The sequence below is a fragment of the Leptotrichia buccalis C-1013-b genome (genome assembly GCF_000023905.1).
GTDB classification, from domain to species: domain Bacteria; phylum Fusobacteriota; class Fusobacteriia; order Fusobacteriales; family Leptotrichiaceae; genus Leptotrichia; species Leptotrichia buccalis.
This window is the reverse complement of sequence record NC_013192.1, coordinates 2,263,706-2,278,956: the sequence shown is the minus strand read 5'-3', so window position 1 is coordinate 2,278,956 and position 15,251 is coordinate 2,263,706. Positions and strand designations below refer to the sequence as shown.

Sequence of the window (15,251 nt, the reverse complement as noted above, 5' to 3'; positions counted from 1 at the left end):
CTAAGATTTTAAGTCTATTATACAACTCTTTTTAATATTTTGTCAATTTTCCCTTACTTACAGTTCCTTTCACGTTAAATTTTTCATCAAAATACGTCAAATCCGCAAAATATCCTTCCTTTATAAATCCATATTTTCCATCCACAGCTACAGCCTCTGCTGGATAAGAAGTAGCCATTCTAAGCGCTTCTTCTAGCGAAACATAAACTTTTTCCACAAGATTTTTCACTCCATCAATCATAACTAGGGCAGAACCTCCCAAAGTCCCTTCTGGCGAAACACATTTACCATCCTTATACAAAACTCTATTCCCTTCGAACATAAATTCCGTCATATTATCAGTTCCAGCTGGGCTAACCGCATCTGTCACGAGATAAAGCCTATCCTTCAATATTTTCTTAGCAATTTCCACAGAAGCAAAATCCATATGAAGCCCGTCAACTATTATCCCGCAATTTGTAGTATCATTATTGAATAAAAATCCTACAACTCCAGGCTCTCTCGAATCCAACGCCCTCATTGCATTATATAAATGTGTCGCACAGTTAAAATAGTCTTTCTTTTCCATGCATTCCTTATAAGTTGCATTCGTATGCCCCACAGCGATATTAATCCCCCCCTTTTTCAATTTTTCAAGATGTTCAATCTTAGCCTTTTCAGGTGCAATTGTTATTATTTTCGTAACCTCAGTCCCTGCCTCCGCTATTTTTTGCACCATTTCATCAGACAGGACTCTTATATATTCAGGACGGTGAATCCCCTTTTTCTCAACACTTATATACGGCCCTTCAATATGAAGCCCCAAAACTCCAATTTCCTCCTTATCTTCCATTTCCTTCATAAGATTCAAGGATTTCTCAATTTTCTCATCAGGCGAAGTTATAAGTGTAGGCAAAAACGAAGTACATCCGTATCTTTTATTAGTCTCATTCATTATCTCAAGTGTTTTTCTCGAAATATCATCATTAAACAGCACTCCTCCACATCCGTTAATCTGCAAATCAATAAACCCTGGCGACAATACCATCCCTTTGACATCAATTACTTCCTGATTTTCCACTTCCTTTTCCTCAATCAAATCAAAATCTGTTACTTTTTTTATAAATTTCCCCTCTAAAACAACCGCATTTTCCCCAATAAACTTCTCCCCATCAAAAATTTTCGCATTTTTTATAATCATCTCAACAATTCCTCTCTATTTTGCTAATTCAATCAAATATTTTTTATACTCTTCCAAATCCAAGTTCTTAGCTTCAATTTCCTTAAAATACCTATATGTCTTAACCTTTATATCTGAAGCCGCCATCTCATCAATTACCAGTACCGCCCTTCTATGCAGCTGCAAAGCCGAAATTGTCCAGAGATGATTTACTCCGCCTTCTACGCCATGATAAACTGCACGAGCCTTTTTATAGCCATTTGCAAGAATCATAACTTCCTTTGACTCCATTAATGTTCCTACACCTATTGTCAAAGCCAATTTTGGTACTTTTTCAATATCGTTGTCAAAAAATCTAGAATTTGCCAAGATTGTATCATAAGTCAAATCTTTGTCACGTGTATGTGATGAAAGCGATGAACCTGGCTCGTTAAATGCTATATGTCCATCTTCTCCAACACCGCCTAAAAATAGCTGAATCCCGCCAACTTTTTTTATTTTTTCCTCATAATCTTGACATTCCTTTTCCAAATCTTTCGCACATCCATCCAGAATATTTATATTTTCTTTTTTTATATTAATATATTTAAAAAAGTTTTCGTTCATAAAATAATGGTAACTTTGTGGATCTTCTGGCTTTAATCCAACATATTCATCCATATTGAAAGTTACAACATTTTCAAATGACAATATTTTTTCATTGTATAAATTTATTAGTTCTTTATAAGTTGCAAGCGGTGTAGAACCAGTAGGAAGCCCTAATACAAAAGGCTTTTCTTTTGTAGGATTAAATTTTAATATTTTTTTAGCTATTTGATATGCACTCCATTTTGCAACTTCATCAGCATTTTTCAAGATAATTACACGCATTTTTTCACTTCCTTTAATATTTTTTAAATTTTGATTAAAATACTTATTACTATTATTATATAGCCATTTTCAATTATGTCAAGTATATTTTTTATATTTACATCTTTTCTTTATTTACAAAATATGTAAAATTTACAATTATATTTGTATAAAGTTATTTTTCTTGATGAAATTAAATTTACATCAAGATGTAAAAAAGGGAATTGTCATTATTAAAGTTCCAAGTGAATTTTTATCGTATTTTTTGACAAAATAGCCTAAAATATTTAATAAAGCCAGTTATTAGAAAATTTGAAAACGAAATTTTGATAAAGTTAAAATATTTAATCTTGAGGAATAAGTCCCAAAGATTTTTCCATTCCAATTGTTCTGTCGACATCTTTTTTGTAAGTAACACCTAACTTGTAGTAATGATTTTCTTTCATTTTCAAAAAACTCCATCCGTAATCTTTTTTCTCAATTACTAGATACTGTCCTTTCTCATTGGATAAAGTTGCCTTTATTTTGGGCTCTCCTATATTAGCTGTCCTCTTGTAATCCCACAAAATCTCAAAATAATTTGTAGAGTCCCAAATCCACTTTTTTACATCTTCTGTATTTTCAAGTTTTTTCCCATTTACATAAAGTTCTTTGCTATTTGAAATAATTTTCCTAATTTCTTTTAAATCTCTGACATAACTTGGCAACTGAAATATATTTATGTTAATTAGAGTTATTACAATTAAACAAACTGATACACAGCCCATCTTTAAATAAAAAATTTTCTTTTTTAACTTCTCTTTTCGCAAAGTTTCCTCAAAATCTCCAGTTTCTTTATCTTCTTTTTCATACTCATTTACAAAATCCTTTTTTGTTTCCAAATAAAACTTCAAAATTCCAAAAATAATTATTAACCAAATAGAGATAATATTTTTATTAATTTTCAAAAATCCTATTATAATTGGAATAATCACATACATTAAGCTATTCATTAAAATAAACAAACGTCTTTTTATCTTTTTCTTTTCAATTTTCTGCTCATCGTAAACGTGCATATTCTTTAACCTCTTAACATTAAAAATCACCTTTTAAACATTTTACAATATTAACAAAAATTTTTCAAATTGATTGATAAAAATGTTTTTTTATAGTATAATTATTTTGTAAAAAACAGACGTGTGTAAATAAAAAAATCGGTTAAACTGCCTTAAAATTTAGGGCAGTTTTTATATAATTATAAAAAATTTTTAAATAATGATTAAATAAAAAAATTAATATTTTGTAATAGTATGATATAATATTTTTGAGGAAAACCGAACCTCATATTTTACACAAGTCTGGGGTGATACCAGTGGAGCGTGATATAATTTATATCATAATTCAATTTGTAGTTGTCTACTATTTTTTAAGTAGAAGATAGCACCCCAAAAATGAAAAAAAGATTTTTCCCCTGCAAACAATCTTTGCAGGTTTTTTTGTAAAATTTTTTTAATTATATTATTGTAAAATTCAGTTTAAAATGTTATTATTAAGTAAAGAAATATTAAAAAATAATTATATAAACAAGGGAGCGATTTTTATGTTATATCCAATGAAGTTTAAAAAATTTTTTGTGGAAAAAGTGTGGGGTGGACGTGAATTTGAAACAAAATTGGGAATGACGCTACCTGAAGGTAAAAAAATTGGCGAGTCTTGGGAAGTGTCGGCACATCCACATGGAATGGGTATTGTAGAAAATGGTGCTTTGGCTGGACAAAGACTGGATGATATTTACAAGGAGTATAAAGGAGAGCTTACTGGAAAAAAGGTTTATGAAAAATATCCAAATAAATTTCCGCTTCTTATAAAATATCTGGACGTAAACGACAGACTTTCTATCCAGGTGCATCCAAGCGATGAAGTTGCCTTAAAAAAACACAATGAATTTGGAAAAAGCGAATCTTGGTATATAATGGAGGCAAGTGATGACGCTACTTTGATTTTGGGAATAAAACCTGGTATTACAAAGGAAAAATTTTTAGAAAAAGTGGAAAAGAATGATTTTGACGGGTTATTTGAAGAAAAAACTGTTAAAAAAGGTGATTTTATTGATATTACACCGGGAACAGTTCACGCCTCATTAAAAGGAAGCGTACTTTTTGCAGAAGTTCAGCAAAATTCAGATGTAACTTATAGAATTTATGATTTTGACAGAATTGATGAAAATGGAAAAAAAAGAGAACTGCATTTACAGGATTCTGCTGATGTAATTGATTTTGGAAAAGAAGTTAAAATAAAAAATACTGAGTTTGATGCTTCTGAAAATGGGAAAGATATTTTGAGAAAACATATTATAGAAAAAGAATACTATTCAATTGATAAAGTAAAATTTACTGATTCTTTTGAAGATGTAAACAATGAAAGCATGACAATTTACTCAATTCTGGAAGGGGAAGGAAAAATTGTATGGGGAGAAAATGAAGAACTTCCAGTCAAAAAAGGTGAAACAGTTTTAATTCCTGTCAGAATCAACACAAAAACTATTGGAAATTTTGAAATTTTGAGAACAATAATTTAAATAAATACGGGCAAAGATTCTAGCTTAATTTTTAAGTGATAAAGATGAATTGCCTTGTTTTTTTATCAGGAATATGTTATCCTATTGATACTAATAGAAGTTCGGAAATACGATAAAAAAATTAAACTAAAAAGGAAAGAAAATTGAGAAAAAGAATTTTAATGACAGGAACAATGCTAATGACTTCCTCTTGCAGTGCTATAAGTGGAGTTGGAAGTGTAGTTGGCGGAACAATAAAGGCTGCAGGTGGGATAACAGGAGCAGTTATTAGCACTTCAGGGAAAATAATTGGCGGAATTATAGGTGGAAAAGATGGTGAAATAAAAGCTAAAAATACAAAATATAAATTTTCAGGCTCAGAAGTGGAAATAACGAATGGAAAAACAGTTGTTACAGGAATATTGACACATAACGGAATAACTAAAAGAAATCTAACAATAGAAGTTCCATGTTTTGACAAGAACAATGCAAAGGTTGGAGATGCCGTTGATAATATAAGTTCCCTTTCCAAAAATGAAAAATGGGAATTTCAGGCAATTATTAATACAGACGAAGTAAAAACTTGTAAGCTGAAAGACACTTATATTTATGAAGCTGGAGCAAATACTATTAACATTGGTGATGATAGTAATATAGAAAGTATAGAAAGTGATGATGAAGAGCAAATTGATTAATTAATAAATTTAAATGGAGGAAACTATGACGGGAATTATCGCGGCTGTGATTGAAGAAGCCGAGGCAATAAAAAAAGAAATTGAAAATATAAAGGAAATCGTAATAAATGAGATATCATTTTTTACTGGGAAATTTAATGAAAAAGAGATTGTATTTGTACAATCTGGAATTGGAAAAGTAAATGCAGCAATTACAGCAACTTTGTTAATTGAAAAATTTAATGTGAAAGAAGTAATTTTTTCAGGGGTAGCTGGATCGCTGGATGCAAGACTAAAAATAGGGGATGTAGTTATCGGAAGAGATATTGTTCAACACGATGTCGATGCTACAGCATTTGGATATAAAATGGGACAAATCCCTCAAATGAAAGAATGGGCCTTTGAATCAGATAAATATTTGATTGAGAAAACTGCGAAAATAAATAATATAAATCATCAAATACTGCTTGGAAGAATTTTGACAGGGGATCAGTTTATAAGTAAAAAGGATGTAAAAATTCAATTGGGAAAAGATTTTGATGCACTTTGTGTGGATATGGAAAGTGGAGCCGTAGCTCAGGTATGTGCGAGATTAGGTATAAAATTCCTGATAATCCGTTCAATATCTGATTCAATTACTGATGATTCAGGGATGGAATATACAAGTTTTGTAAAACTTGCGGCAGAAAATTCCAAAAAAATATTAAAGGAAATTATTTAGAAATTAAAATTTAATTGTAAAGAAAAAGAAAGGAGAAAAAATGAGTTTTCGATTAAATCCGTTTAAAGTAATGAGAGCTATTGGGATTGTTGCAATTTTTGTTTATGCTATAGTGCTAATAATAGGATATAAAAATTCAAAAGTTACTACAACGGATAGCATTACAAAAGATATGAAAATTAGAAAAAAAGATTTTTATAATTCTAAAGAATATAAGAACAATTTAACTTTACCAACTCAAGTTATAGAAAATAATAACGAAACAGTCGCTAAGGAAATTGAAAATACTAAGCCTGCACAGTCGATAGATTTACCAAAAGATGACAATAAAAATCAAGTAAAAATCGATGAAAATGCTGCTGAAAAGAAAAAAAAAGAAGAGCAAAAAAAGTTAGAAGCACAAAAATTAGAACAAGCAAAAATAGCCGAACAAAAACGTCAAGAAGAGGCTAAAAAGCAAGCACGTAAACAAGCAGAAGAAAAAGCAAAAGCTGAAGCTAAAAAAAAGGAAGCTCAGACTCCAAAAGGACCAAGAAAGTATATACAAGTAGCTTCAGTAGGTTCAGAATCTTCAGCCAAAGAAATAACTAAAAAATTAGGAAAAAATTTTTATTATAAAAAAACAACAGTAAACGGAAGAACAGCCTATGTTGTAATGTCAAATATGACAGATAATCCTAATACATTAAAAGCTATGGAAAATCAGGCAAAAGCAAAATCTGGCGGTGGATATATGATTCGTTCCGTTGGAAAATAGAATAGAGTAAAAAATATAAAAAAACTAAAATTTATAGAAAGTTGAAAATGAAAAATAAAATTTTATGAATAAAAATTATAAAGGAAATATTTTACCAAAAGAAATTGTTGACAAAATAAAAATTGCTAAAAATATAATCTTAACAGCACATATTAATCCAGATGGAGATGCACTTGGTTCTCTTTTAGCATTTTATTTTATGATAAAAGCATACTGTAAAAAAAATAATATGGAAAAAATGGTAAAAATTGTTGTTGATGACAAATTGCCAAAATATATGCGACATTTTGAAGATACAAAACTGATTTTTAATTATGAAAGTTTTGTAGATGAATTTAAAAATAATTTTCAGAATAATGAAAAATTTGATTTGTTTATAAGTTTGGATTGTGCAAATGAAGAAAGATATGGGAAATCTGTTGAAATAAAAAGACAAAGTGAACAGTCAATCAATATTGACCATCATATAAGCAATACTGAACATGCTGATTTTAATTATGTGGAAAGTATTTGCAGTACAGGAGAGCTTTTGCATCAGTTTTTAGAAGTTTTTGATATTGAATTAACTAAAAAAATAGCAGAATATATGTATCTTGGAATTATTAATGATACAGGCAATTTTAGACACGATAATGTTACAGAGCATACTTTCCTCGTCTGTTCCAAATTAATTGGAGCAGGAGCAAATAATCATAAGATTTCAAACATTATTTTTGAAATGAGTGAAAAAAAGGTTGACCTTATAGGTGAAGTTTATAAAAATAAAATAATTGATGAAAATTATAAATTTGCAAGCTATTATTTGACAAGCAAAAAAATGAAAGAGCTTGGTATTGAAAAGGATGAAACAGATGGGACAGCTGAAATGCTTCTTCGTATTGAAGGAATGGAAATATCGTTATTTGTGAGAGAAGATGCAGATGGTGCTTTGAAAGGGAGTTTCCGTGCCAATGATAAGTATAATGTAAATGAAATAGCTTCTATTTTTGGCGGCGGTGGGCATATAAAGGCTGCTGGATTTAAAACAAATTTATCATTTGAAGAAATTTTGGAAAAAACTTATGAAAAGTTAAAAAAGTAATATTGTTGAAAAATTAAATAAAAACCAGTTAAAAGTTAAAGTTAAAGAATTAAAATATTTAATTCTAAAAGTTTTTAATTTTTAAAGAAAGGGGATTTTTATGCTTGAAACGTTTAATATGTTTAATTATCTAAAAATGATAGGATTTTCAAATACTGAATTAGCTGAAAATTTTCAGACAATTGAAAAAGCGAATCAGAATATTAATGAATTTCTGGACAACAATCCAAATGCTGTTTTACGAAAAATAAAATGCAGTTATTCGGATGAAGAAAAGAAACATTTACAATTTAATATTAAAATGGAGGTGGTGAATAACTAGTGAACAAAAAAATAAAGAAAATAGCTGTACTCCTATGTTTTGGAATATTAATCAGTTGTTCATCAGTTGGAAGAAGAGTAGTTTCGGATTCAGAAGTTGTTTCACGAGATACAGTTGTCAGTAATAGTATTTCAGAAATAAAAGAAAAATTTAATGATGAAATAAGACCACAAAACGTAGGAATTTATAAAAAGGGATTTAGAAACTGGAAAGTAATTTTATATGGAAAGCAAGCATATTATCTGGTGTTTGTAACAGAAGATGGAAAAATAGTTTCAAGTGAAAGATTAGATTACAAGTAAAATAAAAAAGGGGAGTTTTTAATTCCCCCTAAATTTTTTAGTATACTTAATATTTTGTGAGAATAAAATTTCAAAAAAGTTATCATTTAGGTTAAATTATAATTATAGCAAATTGAAAATGTCTATTTTTCATTTTCATTTTTTTGGTAATTTTCAAGATTATTGAAAACATTGATTAAGCTGTCTGAATCAATATCATAGTACATATTGTCATCGTTATGTGATTCTTCAACTTTAGCAATTTCTTCTTCTTCAATTTTTAAGTTTTCGTTTTTATTCTCAATTTCGTCAGGTTCTTCCTGAATGACTTCATTTTGAGCAGAGTCAGAAATATCCGTTTCTTGTGCTTTGACAACTTTTTCTTTTACAGCATTATTAGTTTTTTCAGATTCTGATAAAGTGTCTTCATTAAGTTTAAAAATAATATCAAAAAAGACAAAAAAATCGTTAATTGCAGAGCTTTCCTTTTCTGTTTTTAACATAAGGATAGTTCCTTCAAGTAAAGCTATTAAAATTCTGGCTGTTGTTTCTGGTACAATATCATCATATTTTTCAGGAAAGGCATATTTTAAAGTTGTTATGAAAAATGAGAAACGAAGTTCTATCTTTTTATAAGATTTCACAAGTTCTTCTCGTATATTCTTATTAATATCGGAAAGTTCCAGTGCCAAATTTCCCAATGGGCTGCCACCGTGAAATTTATTATTTACAATATTTTCAAAATATTTTTCAAAAAAATAGTGAAATTTGGAAATTGACAAATCGTCTACATTGTTATTAAAAAAATTGATTAGATTTTCCGTATGATATTTTATAACGGTAATAAGAAGCTCTTCTTTACTTGAAAAATATTTATAAAAAATGTCATTGGGCATATCGCACGCTTTGAAAATATCGGTTAACTCAGTATTTTTATATCCTTTATAATAGAAAAGCTTAGCACTTTGCTGAGTTATAAAGTTTTTACTATATTTTTTAGTCATTAAATTTACCTCTTTAAAGTAGTTTAAATATATTTTATAATTTAATTTGATGATTGTCAATAAAATAATTAAAAAAGAAAATAAAAATTAATAAATAAATTGTTTTATCTAATTTATTACAAAATAATAAGTAAAAGGATGTGATTTTATGAAATACAATTTTGATGAAGTTATCGACAGAAAAAATAATCATTCTGTGAAATACAAAGAACTTACAAAAAAATTTGGAGTAGATGATGTCATTCCGCTCTGGATTGCTGATATGGATTTTAAAACGGCTCAGCCAGTAATTGATGCTCTTGAGAAAAAAGTTCAGCATGGAATTTTTGGTTATGTTTACCGTCCTGATGAATATTTTGAGTCATTTATAAATTGGCAAAAGAAACGATTTGGGTGGGAGCCAAAAAAAGAGCTGCTAAGTTTTAGTATAGGAATTGTACCTAGCCTTGGAGCGTTAGTACAGCTATTTTCTGAAAAAGGTGATAAAATATTGATTCAGACACCTGTTTACTCTGAATTTTATGATATTAATGAAGATAATGAGAGAATTGTCATTGAAAATAGGTTTATTGAAAAAAATGGAGAATATTCACTTGATTTGGAAGATTTAGAAAATAAATTAAAAGAAAATCCTAAATTATTCATTTTCTGTAATCCGCATAACCCTTTGGGACACGTGTGGACTCGTGAAGAGCTAAAAGCAATTGGAAACTTATGCAGAAAATATAATGTTCCAGTAATATCAGATGAAATTCATGCAGATTTGACATTGTGGGACAATAATCACATTCCAATGGCAAGTATTTCTGAAGAAATTCGTCAAAATACTATAACTTGCACATCAACTGGAAAAGCCTTCAATCTTGCGGGACTTCAAAGTGCAACAATTGTTTTTAACAATCTGGAAGTAAAGGCAAAATTTGATAAGTTCTGGAAAGATCTGGAAGTTCATAGAAACAATCCATTTAATTTGGTTGCTACAATTGCGGCATATTCTGATGAAGGTGAAGAATATTTGAATCAGTTAAAAGAATATTTGCAAAATAATATTTTATTCTTAAATGATTTTTTTAAGGAATATATTCCTGAAATTACGCCAAATATTCCACAAGCGACGTATTTAGTGTGGCTGGATTGCCGAAAATTATGTGAAAAATTCGGATTTAACCAGAAGCAGCTAGAAGAATTTATGTTAACAAAAGCAAAATTAGGACTGAATGAAGGGCGAGTTTATCAGAAGGGATTAGAAGGATTTATGAGATTGAATGCTGCTTGTCCAAGAGCGGTTCTAGAAAAAGCATTGAATCAGTTAAGAGATGCGATTTTAAATGAAAAATCTAAATAAAAAAATATTTAATAAGCAATAATAAAGAGTTGTATTTAATATTAAGGGTCATAAAAATGGTATAAATATAATAATATTAAAAGAATTTAATAAATATTTTCTACATATGAAATTGTATAATATACTCATAATTTTTGAGAATCAAACTAAAAAAATTGAATTCAAGTAAAATAGTTAATAATTTATTCTATATTTTAGAATAGAACTGGAGGAGGTGCAATTTTTTATGGAGAATATTAAAGAAATTTATTTAGCTGGAGGATGTTTCTGGGGAGTAGAAAAATTTTTTAAAATGGCTCCAGGTGTCATTGAGACTACTGTTGGGTATGCAAACGGACAAACTTTGGATACCAATTACCAAATTTTAAAAATGACGGATCATGCAGAAACAGTGCATATAAAATACGACAGCAGCGTTATTTCTTTAGATAAACTTCTTACTTATTATTTTTCAATAATTGATCCTACAAGTGTCGATAGGCAGGGACTTGATGTAGGTCGTCAATACCGTACTGGAATTTATTATGTAGACGAAAGCGATTTAAATATAATAAAATTAAAAGTAGAAAATGAACAAACTAAATATTCTAAAGATATTCAAGTGGAAATTAAGCCACTAAAACATTATATTTTAGCCGAAGACTATCATCAAGATTATTTAGGAAAAAATCCTACTGGTTATTGTCATATTGATTTAGATAGTGCCAAAAAAATTTTTTATACAAAATAGATTGTATAATTACGACAAATTAAAAAAATAAAAAAGGTGTATTGTCAAGTTAAGTGCAACAAAAAAGTAAAAATAATATAAAAAATATTTTTCTCAAGAGCAGAATCTTTTCTGCTCGTAATTTTTTTATGCTATCGTGTCATCAAAATGATAATCTTCTGATGAACGGTAGCCCAATATTTTTCTGCATCTTCCATTTAATGCTTCCTGTATCTTCAGCATCTCCTTTTCTTTCTCATTTATGCTCCTTCCTTTGGGCAAAAATTCCCGTATTAAGCCGTTTGTGTTCTCGTTCGTTCCACACTCGTAAGAAGAATATGGATGGGCAAAATATACTTTCATGTTTCTGCTTTCAAGCTCTGTCAGCCTGCTAAATTCTGAACCGTTATCCGAAGTTATTGACTTGAAATTTTTTGAATAGCTTTTGCAATGCTTTGTTAATATTTTCTGCGTTCAGTTTAGCTAAAAACAGGATATGGGAATATCTGCTTTTTTTGTCGACTAAAGTAATTATGCAGGCTTCGTTTTTGCCATTTTTCCCCTTGACTACATCAATTTCATAATACCCTTTTTTCTGAACAGCTGTTAATATGTTCAGGTCTTCTCTCAATGGAATTTCCTAAAACTTTTTTGTTCTTCTTAGGATTACTGTAACCATTCAGGCTTAAGTTTAACAAATTTTGGAAGATGACTTTATTCCATCTATTTGACCTCTATGAATCATTTCATATACAGTTTTAGTGGACGGGACAACTTTATCAGGATTGTTACTCTTGTAAACTACACAGAAAGCGTCAATACTAAATTTTCTGTACTCTTTTTTTTACTCTGTCGGAAGAAAAAGGAGTAAAGGCAAGAGTGGTAAATGTTTCTACGATAAAACCGCTAGATACGGAAACAGTTCTAAAAGCTGCGAAAGAATGTAAATTTATTGTAACAAGTGAAGAACATTCTGTAATTGGAGGACTTGGAAGTGCAGTTTCAGAATACTTGTCAGAAGTTCATCCAACAAAAGTTGTAAAACATGGAATACAGGATGTTTTTGGACAAAGTGCAGATGGAGGACTATGCTTACAAATTACGGGCTTAGAGCGAAGGATATTGCAGAAACAGTGCTAAATAATTTAAAATAGTAAATAAGTAAGCAATAATAGAAAAGCCATACTAATTTTCATAATGAAGAGAATAGGTATGGCTTTACTTGAAAGGAGAGGTATTTTTATGGATTTAAAAAATATGATAAGCGGGACTGACATTCGGGGAATAGTTTCAAAATATGAGGACAAAGACATCAATTTATCTGAAAAGGAAGTTGAGTTCATAGCAAAAGGCTTCGGGCTATGGATAACTGAAAAATGTGATGAAATCGCAAAGAATAAAAACAGAAAGGTTAAAGTCGCAGTTGGATACGATGCAAGGCATACAGGACCTAAATTTTCAGAAATTATAAGAAAAACTTTGATGGAAATGGGAATTGATGTATATGACTGCGGAATGTCAATAACACCGTCGCTTTTTATGGCTACGATATTTGAGGATTATAAAGCTGATGGCGCAATGATGATAACCGCCAGCCATTTACCGAGCTACTACAACGGAATTAAATTTTTTACAAAAAATGGAGGGCTTCAAAAAAGTGATGTTAATGAATTTCTAGAAATGGCCGAAAAACAAGAAGAAAATTTGATTAAAGAAGAAAAAGGTGTAGAAATTGTAAAAAATTTGGCAGATGACTATGCTTCATATATATGCGAACTGATAAAAAATAAAATTGGAAAAGGGAACAAGCCTTTAAAAAACTTACGGATAGCGATAGATGCAGGAAATGGGGCTGCGGGATTTTTTGCTGAAAAGGTAATAGAAGTTCTAGGTGGAGATACTGCTGGAAGCCAATTTTTAAATCCTGATGGTAACTTTCCAAATCACATTCCAAACCCTGAAGAAAAAGAAGCGATAGAATCAATAAAAAAAGCAGTTCTTGATAATAATGCAGATTTTGGAATAATATTTGATGCAGATGGAGATAGAAGTGCCTTTATAGATAAGAATGGACGTGAAATTAACAGAAACAACCTTATCGCATTGCTTAGTGAAATATTGTTAAAAGAACATTCTGGTGGGATAATTGTAACAGATTCTATTACATCGGCAGGGCTAAAAGAGTTTATAGAAAACCGTGGCGGGACTCACCACAGATTTCAACGAGGATACAAGAACGTAATAAATGAATCTATAAGATTGAATAACTAAGGGAAGTATTCTCTTCTTGCGATAGAAACGTCTGGACATGCGGCATTTAAAGAAAACTATTTTCTTGATGACGGTGCATACATGGCTGCAAGGCTTCTGATTCAGCTTGTAAAGAGTAGGGAAAAAGGCATTGAATTTACAGATGTTCTAAATGAGCTGTCTGAGCCTGCTGAGGAAATAGAAATAAGAATTCCTATAAAAGATAAAGATTTTCGGGCTTCTGGAAAAAAAATTGTGGAAAACTTTAGGGAATATGCTGGAAAAAAAGAAGATTGGAGCTTAGAAACGCCTAACTATGAAGGTGTAAGAGTAAATACGGGGGAGAAAAGCTGGTTTTTAATAAGATTGTCGCTGCATGAACCGCTTTTGTGTGTTAATATAGAAACAGAAAAAGAAGGAATGGGAAATGATATTTTAGAAAAATTGAAATATTATTTTAAAAAATATGAAAAAATGGAAGTTTAAAAAAATAAAAATTTTTCAGAATAAATTGATAGAATTAAAAAAATATATGAATTATAGCTAAAATTAGCTAAGATTCTTTAGAAAAAAAACTGGATTAAATTCAGTTTTTTTTCTTTTTTGGTTATTTTTTTGAAAAGTTGAAAAAGAAAATTGAAAAATAGTTTTTAAAATGGTAAAATTAGATATAAAAAATAAATTTGGAAAGGAGCGATATTTAATTTTAAATATCGGATAAATAATTATGAATATAGTGTTATTTGGAGCACCAGGAGCAGGAAAAGGAACTCAGGCAAAGGAATTAATTCAAAAATATGAAATTCCTCAAATTTCAACAGGAGATATTTTGAGAGCTGCAATTGCAAATAAGACTCCGTTAGGATTGGAAGCAAAAAAATTGATGGATGAAGGAAAATTAGTTTCTGATGACATCGTAAACGGACTTGTGGAAGCAAGACTTCAGGAGGAAGACTGTAAAAAAGGATTTATTTTGGATGGGTTTCCAAGAACGGTGGCTCAAGCTGAAGAACTTGACAAAATTTTAGCAAAATCAGATAGAGAAATTGAAAAAGTAATCGCACTTGATGTTAGCGATGAAGAAATTATCGAAAGAATCACAGGAAGAAGAGTATCGAAAAAAACTGGTAAAATTTATCATATAAAATACAATCCGCCAGTTGATGAAAATCCAGAAGATTTGGAACAAAGAGCAGACGATAATGAAGAAACAGTAAAAAAACGTTTGGCAGTTTATAACGAACAGACAGCACCAGTATTGGATTTTTACAAAAAGCAAAATAAAGTTTACAGCGTAGATGGTGCAAAAAAACTGGAAGAAATTACAAAAGATATAATTGATATTTTGGAAAAATAGTAAATATTTTCAAAATTATCTAAAGTTAAATTGGTAAAAATTAAGAAAATTTAGAACTTGAATTTGATTTTAAAGTAATATTACTAAATTTATTTGATGATTAATAAAATTTTATTTTTAAAAGGACAAGGCTTTTTGTAAAAAAGTATTGAACTGTTAAATATATATACTAAAAAATAAAAAAAGAATTTAGAAAGAAGAAGTAC

At 29.6% G+C, this 15,251-nt stretch carries 17 protein-coding genes and 2 pseudogenes; 13 read left to right on the top strand and 6 right to left on the bottom strand.

Annotation, left to right across the window (positions count from 1 at the left end; translation table 11 throughout):
• Positions 1-31: 31 nt before the first annotated feature.
• The 3 genes from nagA to LEBU_RS10640 all read right to left on the bottom strand — a co-directional run bounded on the left by nagA (position 32) and on the right by LEBU_RS10640 (position 3,063).
• Positions 32-1,180: an N-acetylglucosamine-6-phosphate deacetylase gene (nagA, locus tag LEBU_RS10650; RefSeq protein WP_015770328.1), complete on the bottom strand. Its 1,149-nt coding sequence runs from the start codon at positions 1,178-1,180 to the stop codon at positions 32-34.
• Between the two features lie 15 nt (positions 1,181-1,195).
• Positions 1,196-2,029 (bottom strand): glucosamine-6-phosphate deaminase, encoded by an 834-nt coding sequence (gene nagB / locus LEBU_RS10645; RefSeq protein WP_015770327.1) that lies wholly within the window; start codon positions 2,027-2,029, stop codon positions 1,196-1,198.
• 323 nt (positions 2,030-2,352) lie between these two features.
• A complete protein-coding gene (locus tag LEBU_RS10640; protein ID WP_015770326.1) occupies positions 2,353-3,063 on the bottom strand; it encodes a hypothetical protein in 711 nt (236 codons plus the stop codon).
• A 524-nt stretch (positions 3,064-3,587) separates the two neighbouring features.
• Here LEBU_RS10640 and LEBU_RS10635 point away from each other — a divergent pair.
• From LEBU_RS10635 to LEBU_RS10605, 7 genes are all read left to right on the top strand, one after another.
• Positions 3,588-4,565: a type I phosphomannose isomerase catalytic subunit gene (locus tag LEBU_RS10635; RefSeq protein ID WP_015770325.1), complete on the top strand. Its 978-nt coding sequence runs from the start codon at positions 3,588-3,590 to the stop codon at positions 4,563-4,565.
• Positions 4,566-4,708: 143 nt separating this feature from the next.
• Positions 4,709-5,239 (top strand): FxLYD domain-containing protein, encoded by a 531-nt coding sequence (locus tag LEBU_RS10630; RefSeq protein WP_015770324.1) that lies wholly within the window; start codon positions 4,709-4,711, stop codon positions 5,237-5,239.
• A 25-nt stretch (positions 5,240-5,264) separates the two neighbouring features.
• The gene (locus tag LEBU_RS10625) at positions 5,265-5,939 is read left to right on the top strand and encodes a 5'-methylthioadenosine/adenosylhomocysteine nucleosidase (protein WP_015770323.1); all 675 of its coding nucleotides are present in this window, start codon (positions 5,265-5,267) and stop codon (positions 5,937-5,939) included.
• A gap of 40 nt (positions 5,940-5,979) precedes the next feature.
• On the top strand, positions 5,980-6,696 hold the full coding sequence (locus LEBU_RS10620) for an SPOR domain-containing protein (protein WP_015770322.1): 717 nt from the start codon (positions 5,980-5,982) through the stop codon (positions 6,694-6,696).
• A gap of 64 nt (positions 6,697-6,760) precedes the next feature.
• Complete coding sequence (locus LEBU_RS10615) at positions 6,761-7,777, top strand: DHH family phosphoesterase (RefSeq protein ID WP_015770321.1); 1,017 nt, start codon at positions 6,761-6,763, stop codon at positions 7,775-7,777.
• Positions 7,778-7,877: 100 nt separating this feature from the next.
• On the top strand, positions 7,878-8,099 hold the full coding sequence (locus LEBU_RS10610; protein ID WP_015770320.1) for a hypothetical protein: 222 nt from the start codon (positions 7,878-7,880) through the stop codon (positions 8,097-8,099).
• The gene (locus LEBU_RS10605) at positions 8,099-8,401 is read left to right on the top strand and encodes a hypothetical protein (RefSeq protein WP_015770319.1); all 303 of its coding nucleotides are present in this window, start codon (positions 8,099-8,101) and stop codon (positions 8,399-8,401) included. The genes LEBU_RS10610 and LEBU_RS10605 overlap by 1 nt, the downstream gene beginning before the upstream one ends.
• Positions 8,402-8,523: 122 nt before the next feature.
• On the opposite strand, the gene LEBU_RS10600 is transcribed toward LEBU_RS10605, so the two are convergent.
• The gene (locus LEBU_RS10600; RefSeq protein WP_015770318.1) at positions 8,524-9,384 is read right to left on the bottom strand and encodes a TetR/AcrR family transcriptional regulator; all 861 of its coding nucleotides are present in this window, start codon (positions 9,382-9,384) and stop codon (positions 8,524-8,526) included.
• A 148-nt stretch (positions 9,385-9,532) separates the two neighbouring features.
• Between LEBU_RS10600 and LEBU_RS10595 the strand changes: the two genes are divergently transcribed.
• The gene (locus LEBU_RS10595; RefSeq protein WP_015770317.1) at positions 9,533-10,729 is read left to right on the top strand and encodes a MalY/PatB family protein; all 1,197 of its coding nucleotides are present in this window, start codon (positions 9,533-9,535) and stop codon (positions 10,727-10,729) included.
• A 226-nt stretch (positions 10,730-10,955) separates the two neighbouring features.
• Positions 10,956-11,459, top strand: coding sequence for a peptide-methionine (S)-S-oxide reductase MsrA (gene msrA / locus LEBU_RS10590; protein ID WP_015770316.1), 504 nt, complete (start codon positions 10,956-10,958; stop codon positions 11,457-11,459).
• A 240-nt stretch (positions 11,460-11,699) separates the two neighbouring features.
• On the opposite strand, the pseudogene LEBU_RS12445 reads toward msrA, so the two are convergent.
• Positions 11,700-11,858 (bottom strand): annotated as a pseudogene (locus tag LEBU_RS12445) (IS30 family transposase); the annotation flags it as partial.
• On the bottom strand, positions 11,845-12,069 hold the full coding sequence (locus LEBU_RS11625) for a hypothetical protein (RefSeq protein ID WP_049756115.1): 225 nt from the start codon (positions 12,067-12,069) through the stop codon (positions 11,845-11,847). The pseudogene LEBU_RS12445 and the gene LEBU_RS11625, both read right to left, overlap by 14 nt.
• A 224-nt stretch (positions 12,070-12,293) precedes the next feature.
• On the opposite strand from LEBU_RS11625, the pseudogene LEBU_RS10580 reads away from it, so the two are divergent.
• From LEBU_RS10580 to LEBU_RS10570, 4 genes and pseudogenes are all read left to right on the top strand, one after another.
• Positions 12,294-12,592, top strand: a pseudogene (locus LEBU_RS10580) (transketolase C-terminal domain-containing protein); the annotation flags it as partial.
• Positions 12,593-12,680: 88 nt separating this feature from the next.
• Positions 12,681-13,709, top strand: coding sequence for a phosphohexomutase domain-containing protein (locus LEBU_RS10575; RefSeq protein WP_238974486.1), 1,029 nt, complete (start codon positions 12,681-12,683; stop codon positions 13,707-13,709).
• Positions 13,710-13,790: 81 nt separating this feature from the next.
• A complete protein-coding gene (locus tag LEBU_RS12315) occupies positions 13,791-14,174 on the top strand; it encodes a hypothetical protein (RefSeq protein ID WP_238974485.1) in 384 nt (127 codons plus the stop codon).
• Positions 14,175-14,415: 241 nt separating this feature from the next.
• Positions 14,416-15,045 carry an adenylate kinase gene (locus LEBU_RS10570; protein ID WP_015770315.1) on the top strand — a complete coding sequence of 210 codons (630 nt, stop codon included), beginning with the start codon at positions 14,416-14,418 and terminating at the stop codon, positions 15,043-15,045.
• Positions 15,046-15,251: the final 206 nt, after the last annotated feature.